19 protein-coding genes and 1 riboswitch are annotated in these 24,005 nt (G+C 65.0%); of the genes, 10 read left to right on the forward strand and 9 right to left on the reverse strand.

The features are described from left to right. Nucleotides 1-85: 85 nt before the first annotated feature. Nucleotides 86-1,171, reverse strand: a complete 1,086-nt coding sequence (locus tag EN818_RS06895; protein WP_095804654.1) for a citrate synthase/methylcitrate synthase — start codon at nucleotides 1,169-1,171, stop codon at nucleotides 86-88. A gap of 94 nt (nucleotides 1,172-1,265) precedes the next feature. On the opposite strand from EN818_RS06895, the gene EN818_RS06900 reads away from it, so the two are divergent. Beyond that, a complete protein-coding gene (locus EN818_RS06900; RefSeq protein WP_095804947.1) occupies nucleotides 1,266-2,414 on the forward strand; it encodes a citrate synthase in 1,149 nt (382 codons plus the stop codon). Between the two features lie 208 nt (nucleotides 2,415-2,622). On the opposite strand, the gene phaR is transcribed toward EN818_RS06900, so the two are convergent. Then, nucleotides 2,623-3,213, reverse strand: a complete 591-nt coding sequence (phaR, locus tag EN818_RS06905; protein WP_095804655.1) for a polyhydroxyalkanoate synthesis repressor PhaR — start codon at nucleotides 3,211-3,213, stop codon at nucleotides 2,623-2,625. 302 nt (nucleotides 3,214-3,515) lie between these two features. On the opposite strand from phaR, the gene EN818_RS06910 reads away from it, so the two are divergent. The 6 genes from EN818_RS06910 to EN818_RS06935 all read left to right on the forward strand — a co-directional run bounded on the left by EN818_RS06910 (nucleotide 3,516) and on the right by EN818_RS06935 (nucleotide 11,486). Continuing rightward, nucleotides 3,516-4,700, forward strand: a complete 1,185-nt coding sequence (locus EN818_RS06910) for an acetyl-CoA C-acetyltransferase (protein ID WP_095804656.1) — start codon at nucleotides 3,516-3,518, stop codon at nucleotides 4,698-4,700. A gap of 112 nt (nucleotides 4,701-4,812) precedes the next feature. Then, a complete protein-coding gene (phbB, locus tag EN818_RS06915; RefSeq protein ID WP_095804657.1) occupies nucleotides 4,813-5,538 on the forward strand; it encodes an acetoacetyl-CoA reductase in 726 nt (241 codons plus the stop codon). Nucleotides 5,539-6,261: 723 nt separating this feature from the next. Then, the gene (locus EN818_RS06920) at nucleotides 6,262-9,648 is read left to right on the forward strand and encodes a helicase-related protein (RefSeq protein ID WP_095804658.1); all 3,387 of its coding nucleotides are present in this window, start codon (nucleotides 6,262-6,264) and stop codon (nucleotides 9,646-9,648) included. Between the two features lie 15 nt (nucleotides 9,649-9,663). Continuing rightward, the gene (locus EN818_RS06925; RefSeq protein ID WP_095804659.1) at nucleotides 9,664-10,050 is read left to right on the forward strand and encodes an RNA-binding S4 domain-containing protein; all 387 of its coding nucleotides are present in this window, start codon (nucleotides 9,664-9,666) and stop codon (nucleotides 10,048-10,050) included. Nucleotides 10,051-10,192: 142 nt separating this feature from the next. Next, nucleotides 10,193-10,531, forward strand: a complete 339-nt coding sequence (fdxA, locus tag EN818_RS06930) for a ferredoxin FdxA (RefSeq protein WP_095804660.1) — start codon at nucleotides 10,193-10,195, stop codon at nucleotides 10,529-10,531. 373 nt (nucleotides 10,532-10,904) lie between these two features. After that, on the forward strand, nucleotides 10,905-11,486 hold the full coding sequence (locus tag EN818_RS06935) for a CarD family transcriptional regulator (RefSeq protein WP_095804661.1): 582 nt from the start codon (nucleotides 10,905-10,907) through the stop codon (nucleotides 11,484-11,486). A gap of 123 nt (nucleotides 11,487-11,609) precedes the next feature. Here the strand turns inward: EN818_RS06935 and EN818_RS06940 are convergent, their stop codons facing one another. The 3 genes from EN818_RS06940 to EN818_RS06950 all read right to left on the reverse strand — a co-directional run bounded on the left by EN818_RS06940 (nucleotide 11,610) and on the right by EN818_RS06950 (nucleotide 13,968). Next, nucleotides 11,610-12,395 carry an amino acid ABC transporter ATP-binding protein gene (locus tag EN818_RS06940; protein WP_129553664.1) on the reverse strand — a complete coding sequence of 262 codons (786 nt, stop codon included), beginning with the start codon at nucleotides 12,393-12,395 and terminating at the stop codon, nucleotides 11,610-11,612. Beyond that, nucleotides 12,392-13,072 carry an ABC transporter permease subunit gene (locus tag EN818_RS06945; RefSeq protein ID WP_095804663.1) on the reverse strand — a complete coding sequence of 227 codons (681 nt, stop codon included), beginning with the start codon at nucleotides 13,070-13,072 and terminating at the stop codon, nucleotides 12,392-12,394. The genes EN818_RS06940 and EN818_RS06945 overlap by 4 nt, the downstream gene beginning before the upstream one ends. A 122-nt stretch (nucleotides 13,073-13,194) precedes the next feature. Beyond that, complete coding sequence (locus EN818_RS06950) at nucleotides 13,195-13,968, reverse strand: amino acid ABC transporter substrate-binding protein (RefSeq protein WP_095804664.1); 774 nt, start codon at nucleotides 13,966-13,968, stop codon at nucleotides 13,195-13,197. Nucleotides 13,969-14,276: 308 nt separating this feature from the next. Between EN818_RS06950 and EN818_RS06955 the strand changes: the two genes are divergently transcribed. Further along, the gene (locus tag EN818_RS06955; RefSeq protein WP_095804665.1) at nucleotides 14,277-15,140 is read left to right on the forward strand and encodes an RNA polymerase factor sigma-32; all 864 of its coding nucleotides are present in this window, start codon (nucleotides 14,277-14,279) and stop codon (nucleotides 15,138-15,140) included. Between the two features lie 171 nt (nucleotides 15,141-15,311). After that, the gene (locus EN818_RS06960) at nucleotides 15,312-17,705 is read left to right on the forward strand and encodes a caspase family protein (protein ID WP_176478329.1); all 2,394 of its coding nucleotides are present in this window, start codon (nucleotides 15,312-15,314) and stop codon (nucleotides 17,703-17,705) included. A gap of 70 nt (nucleotides 17,706-17,775) precedes the next feature. Here the strand turns inward: EN818_RS06960 and EN818_RS06965 are convergent, their stop codons facing one another. The 4 genes from EN818_RS06965 to thiB all read right to left on the reverse strand — a co-directional run bounded on the left by EN818_RS06965 (nucleotide 17,776) and on the right by thiB (nucleotide 23,055). Beyond that, a complete protein-coding gene (locus tag EN818_RS06965) occupies nucleotides 17,776-19,182 on the reverse strand; it encodes a M48 family metalloprotease (RefSeq protein WP_348627031.1) in 1,407 nt (468 codons plus the stop codon). 217 nt (nucleotides 19,183-19,399) lie between these two features. Next, entirely contained in the window at nucleotides 19,400-20,185 is a 786-nt protein-coding gene (gene thiQ / locus EN818_RS06970; protein WP_245420284.1) for a thiamine ABC transporter ATP-binding protein, read from the reverse strand. After that, complete coding sequence (gene thiP, locus EN818_RS06975; RefSeq protein ID WP_245420298.1) at nucleotides 20,182-21,801, reverse strand: thiamine/thiamine pyrophosphate ABC transporter permease; 1,620 nt, start codon at nucleotides 21,799-21,801, stop codon at nucleotides 20,182-20,184. The genes thiQ and thiP overlap by 4 nt, the downstream gene beginning before the upstream one ends. 243 nt (nucleotides 21,802-22,044) lie before the next feature. Then, nucleotides 22,045-23,055 (reverse strand): thiamine ABC transporter substrate binding subunit, encoded by a 1,011-nt coding sequence (gene thiB, locus EN818_RS06980; protein WP_095804668.1) that lies wholly within the window; start codon nucleotides 23,053-23,055, stop codon nucleotides 22,045-22,047. A 43-nt stretch (nucleotides 23,056-23,098) separates the two neighbouring features. Beyond that, nucleotides 23,099-23,212: riboswitch (TPP riboswitch) on the reverse strand. A gap of 145 nt (nucleotides 23,213-23,357) precedes the next feature. On the opposite strand from thiB, the gene EN818_RS06985 reads away from it, so the two are divergent. Then, nucleotides 23,358-24,005: a thiamine diphosphokinase gene (locus tag EN818_RS06985; protein WP_129553663.1), complete on the forward strand. Its 648-nt coding sequence runs from the start codon at nucleotides 23,358-23,360 to the stop codon at nucleotides 24,003-24,005.

Genomic DNA, 24,005 nt, shown 5'->3' on the forward strand with positions numbered 1-24,005 from the left:
GTGATCACATGAAATTTCTGCGACGAAAAGGCGCCTTCCGCTATCCTGAGCGGAAGCGCGCCATCAAGGCTGTGGCTTGCAACCCTCAGGCGACCAGACCGGGCATCGGTCCGACATAGTGCGATTGCGGCCGGATCAGACGGCCGGTCGCCTGCTGCTCGCGCGCATGCGCAATCCAGCCGGCGACGCGGCCGGCGGCAAAGACATTGGAGAACGCCTCTTTCGGAAAGCCTGCGGCCTCGAGCAGCAGGGCCGTGTAGAACTCGACATTGGTCTGGATCGAGCGCTGCGGCTTCGCGACCCGAAGCACCTCGAGCGCCGCCTGCTCCACCGCCTCGGCAAAGGCCAGCCGGCTGCCGGCCTTGCCCGCCGCGCCCAGTTGCCGCTTCACCGCCTTCAGCACATCGGCGCGCGGATCGCGCACGCGGTAGATGCGGTGTCCGAAACCCATGATGCGCTCGCCGCGCGCGATCTCGTCGCGCAACCAGGCGGCAGCGTCGCCGCTGGCTTCGATCGCATCGAGCATCTCGATCACCGGCCCCGGTGCGCCGCCATGCAGCGGACCTTTCAGCGCGCCGAGGCCCGCCAGGATCGCCGAGGTCAGCCCGGCCTGCGTCGATGCCACGACGCGTGTCGCAAAGGTTGACGCATTGAGCCCGTGGTCGCAGACCGTCACCAGATAGGTGTCGAGCGCCTTCGCAAGCGCCGGCCTTGGGCCGCCGCCAAGCATCCTTAGCATGTCGGTGGCGTGATCGGCGCGTTGGTCCGGCGCGACAGGGCTTTCGCCGCGGCGCAGCCGCAGCAGAGCCGGCGTCAGCACGGCCGGCGCCGCGATCAGCCTCAGCGCATCGGCAAGGCCCTCCCCATCCGGCAGCGCGGCGATGCCTGCCCGCATGGCGCTGTAGATGTCCAGCGGCGCAAGTTGGGCGAGCAGCGGCTGCAGCCGCTCGAACACCTCGACACGCGCCGCGCCGATAGCCCTTTCCAACTCGGCGTCGGCCGGCAGTCCGTCGAAGAAGCCATGGAACAGCAGCTGGACGACCTGGCTGTAACGCCAACGGCCGGCGAGTTCTGTCACCGAGTAGCCTCGAATGGTCAGATGACCTGCCGCGCCATCGACGTCGGAAAGCACCGTGTCGGCCGCCACCACATCATCGAGCCCGTTTGCCATGACCGTCTCCTTGACCTCTTGCGCATTGCAATTAATGCTGCGCAATCAATGCATCAATCTTGATCAACTGAATCAATATGAGGCTGGAACGGGGATGTCGGAATGGCTGACAAGGGAGGAAGCGCTTCAACGGCTCAACGTTCGGCCGCAGACGCTCTATGCCTATGTCAGCCGGGGCCGCATCGGCATGCGGCCCGACGCGGCCGACCCGCGGCGCAGTCAGTACCGCGCCGACGACATCGCCGCGCTCGCCACCCGCAGGGCGCGCGGGCGAAGCCCGCAGGCGATCGCCGAGAGCGCCATCGCCTGGGGCGAGCCGGCGATCACCACCGCCATTTCGACGGTTCTGCATGGCCGCCTTGTTTATCGCGGCAAGGACGCGGCGGCGCTGTCAGCGACGGCCACTCTGGAAGAAACCGCCGGCCTGCTCTGGGCCTCCGACAAACCAGTTTCCTTTGCTTCGCTGACCTCTGCCGCCGTTCGGCAGAGCGGCACTCCCACAGCATTTGCAAGGTTGTCGGCGCTGGCTGCCCAGGGCTGGTCCTCGCTCGGCCGCAGGCCAGCCATGCTGCAGCAGGATGGCGCCAGCGCCACCAGCGCACTTGCCACGGCGCTCGGCGCTGCCCCCGGTTCGGCGCCGCCTCACGAGAGGCTCGCGCATGGCTGGTCGGCGGACCAGGCCGGCGCCGATCGCATCCGCAGGGCGCTGGTGCTGCTCGCCGATCACGAGCTGAATGCATCGACATTCGCCGCGCGCGTTGCCGCCTCCACCGGTGCGCCGATCGCTGCGTGCCTGCTCGCAGGCCTCGCGACCCTCTCCGGCCCTCGTCACGGCGGAGCCGGCGCGGCGGCGATTGCAATGGTCGAGGATGCCGAGCGGCTCGGCCCGGACGAAGCGATCGCGCGCTGGCTTGCCCAGGATCGGCCGTTGCCCGGGTTTGGCCACCCGCTCTATCCCGAGGGCGACCCGCGCGCCGAAGCCCTGCTGTCCGACCTCGCGATCGATGCCGGGCTCCAACGCCTGCGCGAGGCGGTGCTTGCCGCGACCGGCCTGCTGCCGAATATCGATTTCGCGCTGGCCGCACTGACGCGGGGCCTGCGACTGCCCGCCGACGCGCCGTTCCGCCTGTTCGCGCTTGGCCGCAGCGTCGGCTGGACGGCGCATGCGATCGAGCAGGTGACGAGCAACCGCCCGATCAGGCCACGCGCCCGCTATGAGGGAGCGGTCGGACCGGGACGATAGCTTCCCGGAAGTTAGCAGTTCTAGGGGCGGAGCAGGAGCGAAGCGACGCGCGCAAACCCTCCATGCCGTGACACTAAGGCGTCGCAACGATTACAGAATTCTGCACCGTTGTACCCTGGATCCTCGGGTCAAGCCCGAGGATGACGAAGCGAGGGGCGTTTTCGGCTAACCACAAACGCGAGCGACCGCCAGAAACGATGGCACACCGTCAGGACATCGTGTCGAGCTTGCGCTGCATCGCTGCGATCTGCGCCTTCAATTCCTGCAGATCGTCGGATTTCTCGTCTTTCTTCGGCGGCTCAGCGGGCGCTGCGGAACCTGGACCGGCCGACGGAAACGGCGTGAACATGCGCATCGCGTTCTGGAACATCTCGACGTTGCGGCGCGTCTGTTCTTCCAGCGCCTTCATCGGTGTCTTCATCATGTCCATCGGCGTCTTGCCGAAGGCGCCCTTCATCTGCTCGCGAAAACGCTCCTGCTCCTTGGAAAAGGCGATCATCGACTGTTCGAGGAAGCTCGGCACGATCATCTGCATCTGGTCGCCGTAAAACGAGATCAGCTGGCGCAGGAACGGGATCGGCAGCATGTTCTGCCCGTCCTTGTTCTCCAGCTCGAAAATGATCTGGGTAAGCACCGGATGCGTGATGTCGTCGCCGGTCTTGGCGTCCTGAACGGTGAACTCCTCGCCCTTCTTGACCATGTCGGCCAGATCCTCGAGCGTCACATAAGTGCTGGTGCCGGTGTTGTAGAGCCGGCGGTTGGCATATTTCTTGATGACGATCGGGTCGTCCTTGGCCATCCGTATCCTCCCCAGGATACCGGCGCATTGAGAGTAAGCAGCCGGTAACGATTGCGCCATCCGTTAAGGATATGCGCAAAAGCGTCGCAATTCCAAGTGGTTTGTGCAGTGCGGCATCAATTAATGCTGCAGAGCCGGGCAGAATATGCTGCGGAGCAGCGGCAGGCGGTGGCCGCGGATCTCCCTGTCCTGCTTGCCGCGCATGACCGCTATGCCGAATTCCGGTTTGACTCGGGGTCCGTAACGGGCAAGAAAAGTCTTCAAAGATACTGAGAAACGACACTCGAAGTCTGGAGAAGAAAATGGCTGCTTCCAATTCAATCGTCGTCGCCAGCGCCGCCCGCACCGCGGTCGGATCCTTCAACGGCAGTTTCGCCGCGACGCCGGCGCATGAGCTCGGCGCCGTGGTGATCAAGGAATTGCTCGCGCGGGCCAACGTCCAGCCCTCGGAAGTCGACGAAGTCATTCTCGGCCAGGTGCTGACCGCGGCCCAGGGACAGAACCCCGCCCGTCAGGCTTCGATCAAGGCCGGCCTGCCCAAGGAGACCACTGCCTGGGGGCTCAACCAGGTTTGCGGCTCCGGCCTCAGGGCAATCGCGCTCGGCATGCAGCAGATCGCTTCCGGCGATGCCAAGGTGATCGTCGCCGGCGGTCAGGAATCGATGTCGCTCTCGCCGCACGCCCAGCATCTGCGCGCCGGCGTCAAGATGGGCGACTACAAGATGATCGACACCATGATCAAGGACGGCTTGTGGGATGCTTTCCACGGCTATCACATGGGCACCACCGCCGAGAACGTCGCCCGCCAGTTCCAGATCACCCGCGACGACCAGGACCAGTTCGCGCTGGCCTCCCAGAACAAGGCCGAGGCGGCACAGAAGGCCGGCAAGTTCAAGGACGAGATCGTCGCGTTCACTGTTGCGGGCAGAAAGGGCGACACCATCGTCGACCAGGACGAATACATCCGCCACGGCGCGACGCTGGATGGCATGACCAAGCTGAAGCCTGCCTTCGACAAGGAAGGCACGGTGACGGCCGGCAACGCCTCCGGCATCAATGACGGCGCCGCCGGCGCACTGCTGATGAGCGAAGCCGAGGCCGCCCGCCGCGGCATCACGCCGCTCGTGCGCATCGCCTCCTGGGCGACCGCCGGCGTCGATCCGACGATCATGGGCACGGGGCCGATCCCGGCGTCGCGCAAGGCGCTGGAAAAGGCCGGCTGGTCGGTCGGCGACCTCGATCTGGTCGAGGCCAACGAAGCCTTCGCCGCGCAGGCCTGCGCCGTCAACAAGGACATGGGCTGGGATCCTGCGATCGTCAACGTCAATGGCGGCGCGATCGCCATCGGCCATCCGATCGGCGCCTCCGGCGCCCGCGTCTTCAACACGCTGGTGTTTGAGATGCGTCGCCGCGGCGCCAAGAAGGGTCTCGCGACGCTGTGCATCGGCGGCGGCATGGGCGTCGCCATGTGCGTGGAAGCGCTCTGAGAAAAGAGTGAATGGTGAATGGCAAAATGGTGAATGGCCGGTCGCGACCGTCATGAACCCGTTCGCTATTCACCATTGACCATTCACCAGATCTTTAGGGAGAGGAAATTTCATGAGCAAGGTAGCAATCGTCACGGGCGGATCGCGCGGTATCGGTGCGGCGATATCGGTGGCCTTGAAGAATGCCGGCTATTCGGTTGCCGCGAACTATGCCGGCAATGACGCGGCGGCCGAGAAGTTCAAGGCCGAGACCGGCATCCCGGTCTACAAATGGTCGGTCGCAGACTACGACGCCTGCGCGGCCGGCATCAAGCAGGTCGAGGCCGATCTCGGTCCGGTCGGCGTGCTGGTCAACAATGCCGGCATTACCCGCGACGCCATGTTCCACAAAATGACGCCCGCCCAATGGAAGGAAGTCGTCGACACCAATCTCTCCGGCGTCTTCAACATGACGCATCCGCTGTGGGGCGGCATGCGCGACCGCAAGTTCGGCCGCGTCATCACCATTTCCTCCATCAATGGCCAGAAGGGGCAGGCCGGCCAGGCCAACTACTCCGCCGCCAAGGCCGGCGACATCGGCTTCTCCAAGGCGCTGGCCCAGGAAGGCGCGCGCGCAGGCATCACCGTCAACGTCATCTGCCCCGGCTACATCGCCACCGAGATGGTCAAGGCGATCGACGAGAAGGTGCTCAACGAGCGTATCATCCCGCAGATCCCGGTCGGCCGCCTCGGCGAGCCGGAAGAGATCGCGCGTTGCGTCGTCTTCCTGGCGTCCGACGAAGCCGGCTTCATCACCGGCTCGACGATCACCGCCAATGGCGGCCAGTATTTCGCCTGAGATCTTGTTCGCCTGATTTCCTTCGACATCGCTGGCAGGCGGTCCGGAGCAACCGGGCCGCCTGTTTCGTTGGCGCCGCCAGGCTGGTCGCGGCGCATGCCTCAAGACGGCACGCAAAGGTTAACGGCCGCGCGGCGGCCTGTGCGAAAGCCTGTTCACAAGCTGTGAATTATCGGTGCGCAAGCTGTGCACAACACCATATCTGGGGGTGAACAAACCGGGAAAACTTGCAGATCGCTGATTCGTCGCCGATTCGTTCCGGGTTTGGCCGGAACGTTAACGCGACGGCCCCGAAATGACGCCTGAATTGTTAACGTCGATTAAGAAACGTCAATAATTTCATAACCTTGACAGCAACGCGCGGGGAGGTCGCCAGCCCTCGCCGGCAAAGGTTAACGCCGCGCCGGAAGGTGGCTCGTCCAAGCACGAAACGGGCCAATCCGGGGATTCAGCATGTGGTAAGACTCATCGTCAAAAAATCCACATATAGCCGTGAACAAACCCTGAATCAGGACGAGTCAGCGATTCGTCGCCGATTCGTTCCAGACTCGTTCCAACGGTTAATCGGCAGCGGTTTCTGACAGCGAATTGCAGCATCGCCGGCCTCCGCCGGAACAATTCCGCTTTCGCTTCGCGTCCGAAATCCCTATGTGTCGCCTGTCACACGCGGCGGCACCGCAGCGTTCCCGACAACAAGCGGCAGAAAGCCTCATTTCCGAGCCGATGAACATTCAGCCGAAACATACTAAGCCGCTGATCCTTTCGGGCCGCGACGTGACGGCCGTGCTGGGGCCGACCAACACCGGCAAAACCCATCTCGCCATCGAGCGCATGGTGGCGCACGAGACCGGCGTCATCGGCCTGCCGCTGAGGCTGCTCGCCCGCGAGGTCTATACCCGCGTTTGCGAGAAGGTCGGCGCCCACAAGGTGGCGCTGATCACCGGCGAGGAGAAGATCGTCCCGGCGAGCGCGAAATATTCGGTCTGCACCGTCGAGGCCATGCCGCGCGAGACCGACGCTGCCTTCGTGGCCATCGACGAGGTGCAACTCGCCGGCGACCTCGAACGCGGCCACATCTTCACCGACCGCATCCTGCATCTGCGCGGTCGCCAGGAGACACTGCTGCTGGGCGCCGCAACCATGCACGGCATCCTGCAGAAACTGCTGAAGGGCGTGTCGGTGGTGACGCGGCCACGGCTGTCGCACCTGGCCTATGCCGGCTCGAAGAAGCTCACCCGCCTGCCGCGGCGCACGGCGATCGTCGCCTTCTCCGCCGACGAAGTCTACGCCATCGCCGAACTGATCCGCCGCCAGCAGGGCGGTGCCGCCGTCGTGCTCGGTGCGCTCTCGCCCCGCACCCGCAATGCCCAGGTGGCGCTGTTCCAGTCGGGCGACGTCGATTATCTCGTCGCCACCGACGCCATCGGCATGGGGCTGAACCTCGATCTCGAGCACGTCGCCTTTGCCCAGAACCGCAAGTTCGACGGCTATCAATATCGCAATCTGACCGCCGCCGAGCTCGGCCAGATCGCCGGCCGCGCCGGCCGGCACCTGCGCGACGGCACGTTCGGCGTCACCGGCCAGGTCGACCCGTTCGACGAGGATCTGGTCAAGAAGATCGAGGCGCACGATTTCGACCCGGTGAAGGTGCTGCAGTGGCGCACCGCCGATTTCGATTTCGCCAGCCTCGACGCGCTGAAGCGCTCGATCGAGACCAACGCGCCGGTCGAAGGCCTGACGCGCGCCCTTCCGGCAGTAGACGCCCAGGCGCTCGAGCACCTGTCTCGTGACGCGGATATCCGCGCGCTCGCCAACAGCCCCGAGCGCGTGGCGCTGCTCTGGGAGGCCTGCGCCCTGCCGGACTACCGCAAGATCGCGCCCGCTCAGCACGCCGACCTCATCGCCTCGATCTACATGGATCTTGCCCGCCATGGCCATGTCGATGAGAACTACATGGCCGAGCAGGTTCGGCGCGCCGACACCACGGACGGCGATATCGACACGCTGTCGCACCGGATCGCCCAGATCCGCACCTGGACCTTCGTCTCCAACCGCCCAGGCTGGCTGGCCGATCAGGCACACTGGCGGGAAAAGACACGCGAAATCGAAGACAGATTGTCCGATGCGTTGCATGAGCGGTTGACGAAACGCTTCGTAGACCGCAGGACTTCCGTCCTCATGCGGCGCCTTAGAGAAAATACCATGCCTGAAGCCGAAATCAGCCCAACCGGAACCGTCCTCGTCGAAGGCCATCATGTCGGCGAGTTGCAGGGTTTCCGCTTCACCGCCGACCAGAGCGCCGGCGGCGAGGACGCCAAGGCGGTGCGCACCGCCGCGCAGAAGGCGCTTGCGGCCGAGTTCGAGGCACGCGCCGAACGCTTTGCCGCCTGCGCCAATGGCGACCTGGCGCTTGGCTCGGACGGCATCCTGCGCTGGATCGGCGCCCCCATCGGCACACTGGTTTCCGGCGACGAAGCGTTGAAGCCGCGGCTGGTGCTGCTCGCCGACGAGCAGCTCACCGGCCCGGCCCGCGACAAGGTGGCAGCGCGCGCCGAGCGCTTCGTCAACTACCAGATCGAATCCCTCCTGAAGCCACTGGTCGACCTCAAGAACGCCGAGCAGCTCACCGGCATCGGCCGCGGCATCGCCTTCCAGCTCGTCGAGCATTTCGGCCTCATCAATCGCCGCGATATCGCCGACGAGATGAAGTCGCTCGACCAGGAAGGACGTGCGGCGCTGCGCCGGCTTGGCGTGCGCTTCGGCGCCTACCACGTCTTCGTGCCGGCGCTGATCAAGCCGGCGCCCGCCGGGCTGGTCACGCTGCTCTGGGCGCTGCAGAGCGACGGCAAGGACAAACCCGGCTTTGGCGATGTCGTCCACGCTCTGGCGTCGGGCCGCACATCCGTGGTCATCGACCCAGCCTTCGACAAGACTTTCTACAAGCTTGCCGGCTACCGCAATCTCGGCCGCCGCGCCGTTCGCGTCGACATACTGGAGCGACTGGCCGATCTCATCCGACCGGCGACCAACTGGAAGCCCGGCCTCGGCCAGCGTCCCGACGGCGCCTATGACGGCCACGCCTTCATGGTGACGCCGCCGATGATGTCGATCCTCGGCGCCACCGCCGACGACATGGAAGAAATCCTCAAAGGCCTGGGCTACCGCGCCGAACCAAAGCCGGCGGCCGAGGTGAAGGCCAAGCTGGAGGCGCAGGACAACGCGGCTCGCGAAGCCGCCGCGGCCAAGCTCGCGGCCGAAGAGGCGGCTCGCGCCAGCCAGGCGGCGCAAGCAGAAGCTGCGGCGACAGACGCGATTGCCGCAGCATCGGTCGAAGGTTCGGAGCCGGCAGGCGTCGTCGAAGCGCCCGAAGTTGCCGCTGAAGCCGGCACGGAAGCGGCAGCGGAACCTGTCGCGGAAGAGCCGGCAGAAGCTGCCGTCGAGGTTGCGGAAGTGGCCCATCCTGCGGAGGAGAATTTCGCCGTGCCCGAGTCGGCCGAGAGCGCCGACGCCCTTGCCTCCTCCTCGATGGGGGATGCCGCGGCGCGAAGCGAAGCGGGTGATGGCGCCGACGATGCAGGCACTGCTGCCGCTGACGCTGCCCCGCCGTTGCGCGCCGGCCTTTCGGGCGAGGCTGACACCGCGGGAAGCCCGTCCGAGCAGGAAGAACCCAAGCCGATCCTGCTATGGCGCCAGGCCCGCTTCGACCACCAGCGCCCGCGCCACCGCCACCACGACAACCGTTCGCGCACCGGGAAGGCTGCCCGCGAGGGCCAGGCCGATGCCGCAAGCGGACAACCCGGCAATCGGTCAGGGCAAGAAGGTCGACGCGATCAGCGCGACGGCGCCGGCAAGCCGCGCTTCGATCGCAGCAAGTTCAAGCCCAGGCCGGAGCGCGAGACCGGCGAACGGCGCGAAGGACGGCCGCAAGGCGAGCGCCCCGAGCGCCGTGAGGCTCGGCCCGACTGGAAAGGCAACAGGCAGGACGCCAAGGAAAATGCCGCCGGCAAGCCGAGCTTCCAGGGCAAGCCGCGCGAGGAGCGCCCGCAGCGCTTCGATCCGGATTCGCCTTTCGCCAAGCTCGCCGCCCTGCGCGACCAGCTGAAGAAATAGCGTCGGCCGGTTGCGATGGTTGGAGAAGGCCGCCAGCGCATCGACAAATGGCTGTTCTTCTCGCGTGCGGTGAAATCACGCTCGCTGGCTGCGAAGATCGTCGTTGCCGGGCGGGTCCGCATCAATCGCGACAAAGCAGCGCAGGCCTCCGATCTGGTCAAGCCGGGCGACGTGCTGACCATCACGCTTGAGGGGCGCATCCTGGTCTGGAAGGTGCTTGGGCCCGGAACCCGACGCGGTCCGGCCGAAGAGGCGCGGCTGCTCTATGAGGACATGTCGCCGCCGCCTACCCCGAAGGGCGAGGCGGTCCCGGACGCCATTCCGGCACTGCGCGAGGCCGGCAGCGGCCGGCCGACCAAAAGGGAACGCCGCCAGACCGACCGGCTGCTCGGCGAAGATTGATCCGATCGATTGCCGGGCGCTTGTTGGAAATGCAATCCGGAAACGCCGGTTCAGCCGACAAGCTGCGCCCTTGCAAGCGACCGGCAAAGGCGGTACCTCACCTGAAAAAGCCCTGCAAAGACGGGACGTCCCGGAGCCTGCGATGACCTATGTCGTGACCGATAATTGCATAAAATGCAAATACATGGACTGCATCGAGGTCTGTCCGGTCGACTGTTTCTATGAAGGCGAGAACATGCTCGTCATCCATCCCGACGAGTGCATCGACTGCGGCGTCTGCGAGCCGGAATGCCCGGCTGACGCGATCAAGCCCGATACCGAGCCGGGGCTCGAGAAATGGCTGCAGGTCAACACCGAATATGCGGAGAAATGGCCGAACATCACGGCCAAGAAGGAACCGCCTGCCGACGCCAAGGCCTTCGACGGCGAGACCGGAAAATTCGAGAAGTATTTCTCGCCCGAGCCCGGCGAAGGCGACTGACATCCGCGGCGGCTGCCTTGCGATGACCGCCGCATGACACGACCGACACAATAACTGTCTTGACAGGCAGCGATGGCGTTCGTTGTTAGCGACCGCAGCAAAACCTTGATTCTTCCGACTTTTTGTGTTACATCAGCTAAACATGCCGGTGACACAACGTCGATTTATGGCGCTAACGCCCCAAATCACTGAAAGGTGAGCTTTCCATCCGGACCAGAGCGATCTGGGGCAGGCGGTCGCATCATGATGCGGTTAGCTCGTCTCGGCTTTTCCGGTGGCTCATCTGTGCGCGGCTGACAGTCGGCGACCGCCGACCACGTGGGTTTTGCCGGCGCCGCCATGCCGGCGCTACAACTAAGGAGTTCACGGCGTAATGGCAACGATCACCCCGCAGAAGAAGTCCAGTGCAGCGCGTCACGGTTTCAAGACCGGCGAGTTCATCGTCTACCCGGCCCACGGCGTCGGCCAGATCGTGTCCATCGACGAGCAAGAGGTTGCGGGCCACAAGCTGGAACTGTTCGTAATCGATTTCCAGAAGGACAAGATGCGGCTCAAGGTGCCGGTCGCCAAGGCGACCTCGATCGGCATGCGCAAGCTGTCGGAAGAGGATTATGTCGACCGCGCGCTGAAGGTGGTGCAGGGCCGCGCCCGCATCAAGCGCACCATGTGGTCGCGCCGCGCCCAGGAATATGATGCCAAGATCAACTCCGGCGACCTGATCTCGATTTCGGAAGTCGTGCGCGACCTCTACCGTGCCGACAACCAGCCGGAACAGTCCTATTCCGAGCGCCAGCTCTATGAAGCCGCGCTGGACCGCATGGCGCGCGAGATCGCCGCCGTCAACCGCATGTCGGAGACCGAAGCGGTTCGCCTCATCGAGGTCAACCTCAACAAGGGGCCGAAGCGCGGCGCCAAGGCCGACAATGAGGAAGCCGAGCAGGACGAAGCAGCCTGAGGCTTTTTGCTCACCACGACACGAAAACCCGGCCGAGCGCCGGGTTTTTGTTTTTGAAGACAGGATACTTGAGCCTGATGAATGTCGTTGCCAGAACCGCGGCACATTCCGGGCGACTATGCATTACACACCGCTCGCGCCGCTGCCGGCTTCCTTCTGCGCCTCCTCCTGCCGCAACGAGGCAATGAAGCGCCTGGTCCGCTCGCGCTGCGGATTGTCGAACACCACCGAGGCCGGGCCCTTCTCGACGATGGCGCCGGCATCGAGGAACACCACCTCCTGCGCGATCTTGGAGGCGAGCCTGAGATCATGGGTGGCCATCACCATGGTCGTGCCCTCGCGAGCAAGCTGGCCGAGCACCTCGACCACTTCCTGCGCCAGCTCCGGATCGAGCGCCGAGGTCGGCTCGTCGCAAAGCAGCACCCTGGGCGACGGCGCCAGCGCCCGCGCGATCGCCACGCGCTGCTGCTGACCGCCGGAGAGCGTCGCCGGCCAGGCATCGGTCTTGTGCCCCATGCCGACCTTGTCGAGCAGCGCCAGCGCCCGCTCGCGCGCCCTCGGCTCAGGCCATTTCAGCACCGTCACCAGCCCTTCCATGACATTCTCGATCGCGGTGCGATGCGGGAACAGCTGGAAGTTCTGGAACACCATGCCGGTCTGCAGACGGATGCGCTGGACATCCTTTGCCGCCACCTTGCCGCCCGGCCGGAACTCCAGTGTCTCATCGCCGATCCGCAAGGTGCCGGAGGTCGGCATTTCCAGCAGGTTGATGCAGCGCAACAACGTGCTCTTGCCCCCACCGGAGGGACCGACCAGGGCGGTCACGCTGCCTTCGTCGATGCTGACGGTGACGCCCTTCAGCACCAGGTTGTCGCCGAAGCGCTTCTCGATGTTGGTGAGGCCGATCATGCGTTCGCCTCCAGGAAGCCGCCATAGCGGTTGAGGCGCACCTCCAGCCGCGCCTGCAGCGCCGACAGCACCGAGCTCATGACCAGGTAGAGCGCCGCCGCCTCGACATAGAGGATCAGCGGCTCGTAGGTGGTGGCGACGATGCGCTGCGCCGCCTGGAACATCTCGGGCACGGTGATGGCGGCGGCCAGCGAAGTGTCCTTGACCAGCGAGATGAAGGTGTTGGAGAGCGGCGGCACTGCGACACGCCCGGCTTGCGGCAGGATGGTGCGTCGCATCGCCTGGCTCCAGGTCATGCCGATGGAATAGGACGCCTCCCACTGTCCCTTCGGCACTGAGCCGATGACGGCGCGAATGATCTCCGAACTGTAGGCGCCGATGTTGAGGGTGAAGCCGATCAGCGCGGCCGGAAAGGCATCGAGCAGGACGCCGACAGAGGGCAGCCCGTAGAAAATCAGGAAAAGTTGCACCAGCAGCGGCGTGCCGCGGAAGATCCAGACATAGAAGCGGACGAGCGCGACCAGCGGTTTCGGGCCGAACAGCCGGATCAGTGCCGTGACCAGCCCGGCAAGGAGCCCGAAGGCGAACGACAGCAGCGTCAGCGGCACGGTGAAGATCAGCGCCGCCCACAGCAACGTCGGCAGCGACTCCAGCATCAGTTGCAACCAGTGCGGCACGGAGCCCTTCTCCTTTCGGACGCGACAGCGTCTTGCCTGGCATCCTCAAATGACCATCACGCAAAAACCGGCGGACCATCGAAGACGGCCCGCCGGGATTCAAGAAGGAAAGGCGGTATGCCTTACTGCGAAACGTCCTGGCCGAAATAAGTGTCGGCGATCTTCTTGTAGGTGCCGTCGGCCTTGATGTCGGCCAGCGCCTTGTTGATGGCCGCGACCAGTTCCGGATCGCCCTTGCGCACGATGACACCGGAATAGTCGGCGTTCTCTTCCTGCGCGGCGATCTTCACATTGGCGTCAGGCTTGTGTTTCTTGAAGTCGAGGAAGGACAGGCTGTCGTTGATGGTGGCGTCGGCGCGGCCGGTCAAGAGCAGCTGGATCGACTGGTCGAAGCCGTCGGTGCCGACCAGCTCGGCGCCGTTCTTCTCGGCAAGCTTGCCGAAGTTGGACGTCAGCGACTGCGCCGCCTTCTTGCCCTTGAGGTCGGCAAAGGTCTTGATGTCGGTGTTGTCGCCACGAACGATCAGCACCGCCTTGGAGGCAATGTAGGGATCGGAGAAATCATACTTGGCCTTGCGGGCGTCCGTGATGCCGACCTCGTTGATGACGGCATCGTAGCGGTTGGCGTCGAGACCTGCGATCAGACCGTCCCATTTGCCCTCGAGGAATTCGACCTTGACGCCGAGCTTCTCGCCGATCGCCTTGGCGATCTCGACATCGAAGCCGACCAGGGCGCCTGACGCGTCATGATAGGTGAAGGGCGCGTAGGTGCCTTCCGTGCCGACCTTGATGACGCCCGCCTGCTTGATCTGGTCGAGATTGGCGCCGGCGTGTCCGGCGGCAATCGCCAGAGCCTGCAGCGTTCCGGCGATGATGAGCGATTTGAGCCATTTCATTTTTCTGTGATCCCGTCTTGACCGGTGCGCCGGCGCGTTTGTGAGAGCCTGGAAACTGGCAGATGGAACTCGGCGAAATAAGGAACGCGATTTCAAAAATCGGGCATCTCGGGAATGCAATTCTCAAAAGACTCCGCCTCTCGCCAATCGGCCTGCCCGCGACGGTCGTGTTCGCACCGCGCGCCGGGTCGCGCGCCAACGGGTTGCATCGGAACCAATCCCGCGCCTGGCACGTTGCTGGCTGTTGTAGGGCGCGGCGCCGCCATTTCAACCACCATCGATGAACATAGCCGCCAACGGAAACCGCCATGATCGAAGATACGGCAGGACGGACACTGGTCAGGGCGGCGATGCAGGCTCCCTATCTCGAGCGCGACGAGGAGCACCTTCTGGCCGTTCGCTGGAAGGAAGAGAACGACCAGCACGCCCTGCACCGGATCACCGTCGCCCACATGCGTCTGGTGATTTCCATGGCCTCCAAGTTCCGCCACTACGGCCTGCCGCTCGGCGATCTGATCCAGGAAGGTCATGTCGGCCTGCTGGAAGCGGCGGCGCGTTTCGAGCCGGCCCGTGAGGTACGCTTCTCGACCTATGCCACGTGGTGGATCCGCGCCTCGATGCAGGACTACATCCTGCGCAACTGGTCGATCGTGCGTGGCGGCACCAGTTCGGCGCAGAAGGCGCTGTTCTTCAATCTGCGGCGGCTCCGCGCCCGCCTGGCCAACAGCGCCGAGCCGATCTCGAACACCTCGCTCTACCGTCAGGTATCGGCTGCGCTGGGTGTCCCCGAAGCCGATGTGGCGATGATGGATTCGCGTCTGTCGGCGCCCGACAGCTCGCTCAATGCGCCGCTCGCCGACGAGAATGGCGCCGCCGAGCGGCTGGATTTCCTGATCTGCGAGGATCCGCTGCCGGACGAGGTGGTCGGCGAAATGATCGATGTCGAGCGACGCGCGGTTTGGTTGAAGGGCGCGCTCGGCGCGCTCAATGAACGCGAGCTCAGAATCATCGAGGAGCGCCGGCTGAGCGACGATGGCGCCACGCTGGAATCGCTGGGCGAGCAACTCGGCATCTCCAAGGAGCGCGTGCGCCAGATCGAAGCGCGGGCCATGGAAAAACTCAAGGTGGCGCTGGTCAAACAGAACCCCGCATTCCTCGCGGAGGCAGCCTGAGAGCTATGCGGCGACTCGCATTTGCCAATTTAAAAAATTACTAAATAAGAATATCTCGCCATCGGGGCGGATTTGTTCTTAACTATCTGCGGATTGTGAATTCTTTAACAGACCGCGCGCGCCGACTGGCCTTTCATGAAGCCGACAGACGATAGCGGGTGAGGATTTGCGATGCTGCGATGCTGCGCGTTCCTTGCAGCCTTGATCCTCGTGGGTTTCGCGACGTTCGAAGCTCGCGCCGATCGACGGGTTGCCCTTGTAATCGGCAATTCAGAATACCGAGAGATCCCTGCGCTCAAGAACCCTGACAAGGATGCTCAGGACGTGGCGAACACGTTCCGGCTGGCCGGCTTCGACGTGTTCGTCGCCAAGGACTTGACCAAGCTGCAGTTCGAACAACAGTTCCGCAATTATCTGGCCGCGGCGGACGGCGCCGATCTGGCGGTCGTCTATTATTCGGGCCATGGCTTTCAGATCGGCGGCGAGAACTTTCTTATCCCCGTCGATGCCTCCCTGAAGGATGCGGCCGATATCGAGGTCCAGGCAATCAAGCTCGACGACGTGCTGCAGCAATTGCGCTCGAAATCGAAGATCCAGGTGATCATCCTCGATGCCTGCCGCAACAATCCGTTCCCACGCAAGGACTATTGGCTGCGCGACCAGTTGATCACCGCAAGCGGCACCGGCCTGGCGCAGGTGAAAAGCTCGCAGAACACATTGATCGCCTTCGCTACCGAGCCTGGCGCTGTTGCCTTTGACGGGACCGGCAGCCTCAGCCCGTTTTCATCCGCCTTTTCCCGCCGTGCGCTGGCGCCGAACCAGGAGATACGCACCGTCATGGCCGCCGTGCGCCGCGATGTGGTGCGGGCGACCGACGGCAAGCAGGTTCCCTGGGAAAACTCCTCGCTGATCGACGACGTGGTGCTGATGCGCCGGGCGACCCGGCCCTCGCTGCCGCCGGTGCTGGAGAAGGTCGTGCCGTCGGGCGTCGGCCCGGTCGCCCTCGACTTGCCACAGCCGGTCGACGTCGACGGCGGCGCAGTTACCGTCAGCATTGAAACGCTTCCGACGCTCGGGCGCCTGACATTGGACGGCCGACCTGTCGCCGTAACCGAACCGATACAGGGCAAGGATCTGCCACGCCTGCGCATGGAGGTGGCCAAGACGATCGACGCGCAGGAACAGGTGGAAACGTTGGCCTATACCACACGTGACGAGTGGGGCGGCCAATCCCAGGGCATTCTGGTGCTGCGGATCAAGAGCGGCGGCGGCGCCGAGGGTCGGCAGATCGTGGCTTCGCAGAAGGAGCAGGTCGTGGAGCGCGGCCTCCATATCACCGGCGCGGTCAAGGTGATCGAGAACCGCGACGTCACGATTCCTGTCGGCGTTGGCCCGGTTCCATTGAAGCTGGACTTCCCGACCAAGGATCCGGCGATCAGCCTGAAGCTTGCGAGTTATCCGGCGACCGGAACATTGTCCCTGCCGGATCGCATTCTGTCGCCTCAATCGAGTCTGATGGCCAAGGAAGTCGGCGATCTTCGCTACGAGCCGCAGATCGGCTCGGCAGTTCCTGTCGAGGTCGGCTTCCAAATCCGCGCCAGCAAATCGTCCAAGCAGGCGACGATGAAGCTGTCGCCAAGCATCGACCCTTGCGATCAGGCGGCGGGCGCTCCGCTCGACCTGCAGGGCGTCGTCCCGGGCCGGTTGCCGAATGAGATCGGCGGCCAGGCGGTGGAGGCCTGCGAGGCGGCGGTGAAGGCCTACCCCGATGTCGCCCGCTTCCGCTACGAGCTCGGGCGGGCGCTGCTGGCGGCAAGCAAGGTCGACGAGGCCAGGAAGGTCATCCAAGCTGCTGCCGACAAGGGCCATGTCCGCGCCGGCTTCGAGCTCGGCTATATCGCGTCGTCCGGCACCGGGACGGCGGCGGATCCTGCGAAAGCGAACACCTTCTATTCACAAGCGTCCGACAGGGGAGATCCCTACGCCATGGCCGCTTGGGGGCGTGCCTTGTTCAATGGCCTCGGCGTCCAGCGCGATACCGGCAAGGGCTTGGACCTGCTGCTCAAGGCGGCGGCGATGGGGCATGTCGATGCCATGAACGATCTTGCGGTGATCTTCACGGAAGGCCGCAATGGCATGCCCGCCGATCCGGTTCGCGCCATGGCCTTTCTCAGAGCCGGCATCGAGCGGCAAGGCAACTTTTCGACGAGCGCTCTCGCTCCTGGCGGGCGCAACCTCCAGACGCTCGCTGTGTGCACGCCCAAGATCGTGCCGAAAATAATAACCAAGATAAAGGTGATCCGCGTACCCGCGCCAAAGCCGCCGAGAGTCGTCAGACCGGTGAAACCAGTGCAGGACGAACCCGGGCGGGCTACTTGGAGTGGCAATAATGGCGGCGACCGCCCAGGTCCCTCCGAAGGCGGCGGCAACACTGACGGCACTGACGGCGGCAGCACCGGCGGCACGGACGGCGGCACCACTGGCGGCACCGACGGCGGCACGACCGGCAGCACTGATAGCGGGACCGGCGGTGGCTTTGACACCGTCAGCGGCAGCCCCGGGTAGCAGCGGCGACGGCATGCCCGGGCCGCCGGAGCCAATCCTGGCGGAAGCGGCCGGAACGCGGAGCCGGGCTTTATCTGTCGGTGACGATCTTGACCTTGTCGCCGGCCGACACCGTGGCCCCCGGTGACATCGCGTTGAGCACCCGGAACAGATCGAGCTTACGGTCGACGCCGATCATCTGCGCGGCGAGCGAGCCCATGGTCTGGCCGGCTTGCACGGTCACCACCCGGATATGCAGCGGCTTCAGCGCCGCCTTCTCGGCCGCGCTCAGGATGCGGAACGAACCGCTGACGGAGCGCGCGACCGGCTCCAGCGCCGTGCTGGCCGAGGGTGCGGCGGTGAGCAGCCGGTAGACCTGGCCGCCGGCGCGGATCACCGCGATGTCGAATTGCCATCCTTGAGCGACGGCATGCGCCATCGCCGCTTCATTGCCATTGATCGATTCCTGGCGGACGCTTGCGTCCTCGAGGCCGGCAACCCAGCCGCTGCGGATGTAATCGGTCAATGAAACCGATTTGTCGATCGCCACGCCGTCGAAGCGGATCGCGATGTCCCCAGGCCCTGTGGCGGTCACGGCGGCGGCCGAATTGTCGATCACGAAGCCGTCCGGCACCGAAAACGACACGCCAAGGCCAGGATGCAGGAAGGTCTGGCCACGCACATAGCCCTCTTCCGGCGTGTCGCCGTAGAGCAGGCCGTCTATGCCGGCAAGAAAGGCGTCGCGGTCACGAGTGCCCACGCCCGGCGGGCCGAAATTGCGGGCAAGACGCTGCGCCAGTTCGATGCGCTGCGGCGTGTTGGGATGCGTGGCCAGGAAGTCGAGGCTGGCATCGGTGGCGCCGCTGACCGAACGGAAATCCGTATAGGCCGACATCGACTGCAGGAAACGGCCGGCGGCATAGGGGTCATAGCCCGCCTCGCCGATCGATTTGATGCCGATCGCATCGGCCTGCAGTTCCTGGTTGCGCGAGAACTGCGCCAGCTTCAGCTTGCCGCGGATCAGCGCGGCCTTGGCGGTCGGGCTGTCGCCGAGCACGTCGGAGACGACCTTGGTGGCCAGCCCCTCCTCGGCCTCGAGCTGCTGCCGCTGCAGTCCGTGATTCGCGGTGACGTGGCCCATCTCATGCGCGATGACGGCGGCGAGTTCCGAGGAATCATTGGCCAGCGCCAACAGGCCGCGCGTGACATAGAGATAGCCGCCCGGCAGTGCGAAGGCATTGACGTTGGGCGAATTGAGGATGGTGATGCGGTAGGTCTGGGTCGGGTTGGCTGACACCACGGTCAGGTTGCCGACGACCTTGGCCACCATCCGCTCGAGCTTCGGATCCGAATATTCGCCGCCATAGGTGGCCAGGATGCGCGGATGCTGCGCCTTCGCCATTTCCGCCAGCTTGGCATTGGCGACGACATTGTCGACCGTGATCGGCTTGTCGGAAGGCTGGAATCCGGATTCCTGCACATCCGGCGGCGTGAACATCTGGCAGCTCGCCAGCGCCACGGCAAAGCTGGCCAGCGCAAGGAATCGCGCCAGCGGCTTCGTCCGCACTTTCTCGATGCCGGTCGGCAGATCGGCCTCCGTTCCAAATCTCTCGGCAAATCACGGCCTATGCCGGACCAGTGTGGCCGGACCTAGCCACACTCCTCCTGACAAGGCAAGCAAACGCCGCATCGCACCCTGACGGTTTGGGCGTAAATTATGTCCGCTTCCGGGCAATATCCTGTGATCCGTTGCCCGCGCCTTCGCTCCCGATATAACGCCGGAAAGCTTCAGGTCCAGCACGATCGAAGAAATCTTCGGCCGGCCCTGTGGCTGCGACCTTACCCGCGTCGACAAAGGCCACATTCTGGCTGATTCGGCGCGCGTCTTGCGGCTGATGGGTGACGAAAAGCACCGTCATTTGCCGCTCGGCATGGATGGCGGCCACAAGATCCAGCATGTCGTCGCGCAATGCGGGGCCGAGCGACGCGAAAGGCTCGTCCAGCAGAAGCACCGGCCGGTTGCGCAACAGGACCCTCGCCAGCGCGACGCGCTGCCGCTCGCCGCCGGAAAGCTCGCGCGGCAGCCGTCTTTCCTTGCCGCCCAGGCCGACACGCGCCAGCGCCTCCGCGACTGCGGCGTGATCTCCATCTGTCAGCCGGAGCGAAGGCGAACGCCCGAGCCCGACATTGGCTTCGACCGAAAGATGGGCGAAGAGGTTGTTTTCCTGGAACACCATCGACACCGGACGAAGCGAGGGCGGCACATCCCCGACATCCACCCCGCCGATCAGAACCCTGCCCGCTCCGGGCGATTCGAAGCCGGCCACCAGATTGAGCAGCGTCGACTTGCCGGAGCCGCTCGGCCCCATGATCGCCGTGATCCTGCCGGCCTCGAACTCGGCATCAAAGCGGAAGATCGCCTCGCCATAGCTGAACGAGACGCTGTCCAGCCGCACGGCCGAGCCTTTCCCCGCCTGAATGCCGGTGGTGGCCATGGTCATGACCTTTCTTCCCGCCCCAGCCAGTCGGCGGCAACAACCAGCATCAGGCAGACGAGGCCGAGCAGCAAGGCGAGCCCCGCTGCATCGGCGGTCCGGTAGCTGCCCATGCGTGCGAACAGGAGATAGGGCAGGGTCTGCACCGAGTCGCTGCCGAACAGCGCAATCACGCCGAGATCCCCGAGCGAGAGCGCCATGGCAAAGGCAAAGCCGGTGGCCAGTGGCCGCCGGAGCGCCGGCCAGTCGATCAGGTGCAGCCGGTGCCATCCGGAAATGCCGAGCGCCAGGCAAAGCCGCTCGTGGCGTTCGCTGGCGGAATCATAGGCGGGGCGGACGGCGCGGAGGACGAACGGCATCGCCATCATTGCGTTGACGGCGACGACCATCACGGGCGCAATGGCGAAGACGTCGGTGACGCCGCGCAGCGCCAGGAACCAGCCTGCGCCGATCACGATCGGCGGCACGACCAGCACGAAGCCGGCGCCGGTGTCGGCGGCATGTTCGAGCAGGCTCATGGCGCCGCCGCGCCGCCGCAGGGCAAGCGCCCGCCGCGCCGCAACCAGCGCCAGCGAGAGCGCCACGGCAAGCAGCCCCGAAAGGAATGAGAGCCCGGCGCTGGTGAGCGTCGCGCGGCGCACCGCGTCTTCGCCCGCCAGCCGACCGAGATCCGCCTGCAGCCCCGCCAAAACGGTCGCCGCCATCGGCCCGGCGACGAACAGCAGCGCAAGCGCGATCAGGCAGGCGTTCAGCACCGTTTCGATTTTGCCTGACGAGAGATACCGGCGCCGCGCCACCGGCAGATTGGCGTCGCCGACCGTATTGGCGCCGAGCCGCGAGAGCACGGCGATGACGAGGACGGTCAGGGCGATCTGCAGCAGCGTCAGCACCACCGCGCGGGCCGGATCGAAATCGAAGCGCAGCGCCTGGTAGATAGCGACCTCGAGTGTCGTGGCCGCCGGCCCGCCGCCCAGCGTCAGCACGATGGTGAAGGATGTGATGCACAGCATGAAGACCAGTCCGGCGACGCTCGGCAATGCCGCGCGCAATGCCGGCCACTCGATCAGCCGCAAGGCCGGCCAGCCCCCCATGCCAAGCTGGCTTGCCAGCCGCCACTGGTCGGGCGCTATGGTGCCCAGCGCTTCGAGGAACAGCCGCGTCGCCAAAGGCAGGTTGAAGAACACATGCGCGACAAGAATGCCGGACAGGCCGTAAATGCCCGGCCATTCCTGGCCGCCGAGCTTGCCCAGGACGCCGGCGAAATAGCCGGCGCGTCCATAGAGCGCCAATATGCCGAGCGCCGCGACGATGGCCGGCAGCGCCAGCGGCACGGTGAACAGCCTGAGCATCATATTTCGGCCGGGAAAGCGCGGGTGCGTGGACAGCGCCCGCGCGACCAGAAGCGCCGGTGCGACTGACAGCAGCGTCGACAGCAGCGCCTGCCACAGCGTGAAGCGGGCGACGCGGAAGAGATAGCCATCGAAGGCAGCGAATGCGCCGGACGGATCGTGGATGCCTTCGAAGATGAGGCCGGCGAAGGCGCCGCCGATGAGCAAGGCGATTGCCGCGAGGGCCAGGACGCCGGCGACGACGCGGGCCTCAGAGCGCGCGGCGGACTGCACGCTGCACCATGTGGGCAGGGCTGGCTGGCGAATGCCGCGATCCTTCGCGCCCCCCTCTGTCCTGCCGGACATCTCCCCCTCCAGGGGGGAGATTGGAAGTTCGGGCGCCCCGCCCGGTCCCGCAACGTTTAAGATTGGCGAAATCGCCGATGACAGCCAATCTCCCCCCTCGTGGGGGAGATGTCCGGTAGGACAGAGGGGGGCGCCGTAGAACACTCATCTCAGAAGGCTAGCCAAGACCAGCTACTTGCTCATCACCGCAAGCCACTCGTCCACCCAGGCCTTGCGGTTGGCTGCCACTTCCTCGGGGCTGAACAGCAAAGTCTTGGTCGGCTTGACCAGCTTGTCGAAGGCCGGGTTGAGCGGCTTGTCGGTCTTGCCGGCCGGGAACATCCAGTTGGTCTCAGGGATGATGTCCTGGAATTTCGACCCGGTCATGAAGGCGATGAACTTCTCCGCGAGCGGATTCTTCGCGCCCGTGGTCGTGATGCCCGCAACCTCGATCTGCAGGTATTCGCCCTCTTCGAACGAGGCAGCCTGGTAACGCTCGGTGTTCTCGGCAACCATGTGGTAGGCGGGCGAGGTGGTGTAGGACAGCACCATCGGCGCCTCGCCCTTGGTGAACAGGCCGTAGGCTTCGCTCCAGCCCGGCGTGACGGTGAGCACCTTGGTCTTGAGCTTGGCCCAGGCTTCCGGCGCCTTGTCGCCATAGACCGACTTCACCCACAAAAGCAGGCCGAGGCCCGGCGTCGAGGTGCGCGGATCCTGGATGACGATCTTGTCGGTGGCGCTACCCTCGACGAGTTCCTTCAGGCTCTTCGGCGGGCTCTTCAGCTTTTCGGTGTCATAGACCACGGCGAAATAGCCGTAGTCGAAGGGCACGAAAGTGTCGTCCTTCCAGCCGCCGGGCACATTCGCATCGGCTACGGCGCCGTGCGGCGCGAACAGACCGCTCGCCTTCGCCTCTGCCGTCAGGTTGGTGTCGAGACCGAGCACGACATCGGCCTTGGTGCCGGCGCCTTCGAGCTTGACGCGGTTGAGCAAGGCCACGCCGTCGGCGACCGAGACGAACTCGAGATCGCAGCCGCATTCGGCCTCGAATTCCTTCTTCACCGCCGGGCCGGGGCCCCACTCGGCGGTGAAGCTCTCATAAGTATAGATGGTGAGCTTGTCTTTCGCCTCGGCAGCGCCGACGCCTGTCAGCAGCGAAACAAGACCTGTTGCGAAAATAAGCCGGGACAGCAGTGAGCGCATCGGCGCCTCCTTCGTTGGTGTGACAAGGAATTGAGGCGCCGGATGGTCCGAAACGTCTAATCCCTCCGCCGGTACAAACCGGATCAGGTTCAGCGGGTTGGCTTGTCTGCCTCTCAGCCGGCCGCGAAATCAGCGTCCGGCACCCCGTTAGAGCGGCTGCAGACATAGGCCCGGCCGAAACGGCGCGCAAGCGGAAGTTTGCCGGGCCTCCAATGCATCACGGTTCATTCTAAAACGAGCGCCGTTCCGTTTGGATGCGCCCGGCTTCCGTTTCGCGGGCCGGGCTGGTAAGGGCGACACCCATGGGCACATTCACCATCCTGCTTGGCGGCGAGCTTGTCCGCACGCCGCGGCTCGAGCGCCAGATCGAAGGCTCGCGCCTTATCGCCGCCGACGCCGGCATCGGCCATGCCCGCATGCTCGGCCTCGTGCCGGAGCTCTGGGTCGGCGATTTCGATTCGGTGCCGGCGGACCTGCCGGACGACCTGGCCGCCGTGCCGCGAAAGATCTTTCCGACCGAAAAAGACATGACGGACGGCGAACTCGCCATCGCCGAGGCCCTCCAGCGCGGCGCCACCAGCCTGGTGCTGGCCGGCGCCTTCGGCGGCAAGCGGGCCGACCATGCCTTTTTGCATCTGGCGCTTGCGCTTCGACTGGCGGACGCGGGCACGGACCTGCTGCTGACCAGCGGCGCGCAGGAAGGCGTGCCAATCCTGCCCGGCAAAGCAGCCGGTTTCGACTATGCCGACGGCACTCTGTTCTCGGTGCTCGGCTTTTCCGATCTCGCCGGCCTGACGGTCACCGGCGCCAAATGGCCGCTGGATCGCGTCGAGGTGGCGTTCGGCTCCTCGCTCACCATATCAAACGAGGTCAGGGGGCGGCTCGGCATTGCGCTCGAACGTGGCCGGGCTCTGCTTCTCGCCCACCCCTATCCTCTTCCCGAAAGCTGA

The organism is Mesorhizobium sp. M3A.F.Ca.ET.175.01.1.1, assembly GCF_004791945.1.
GTDB lineage: Bacteria > Pseudomonadota > Alphaproteobacteria > Rhizobiales > Rhizobiaceae > Mesorhizobium.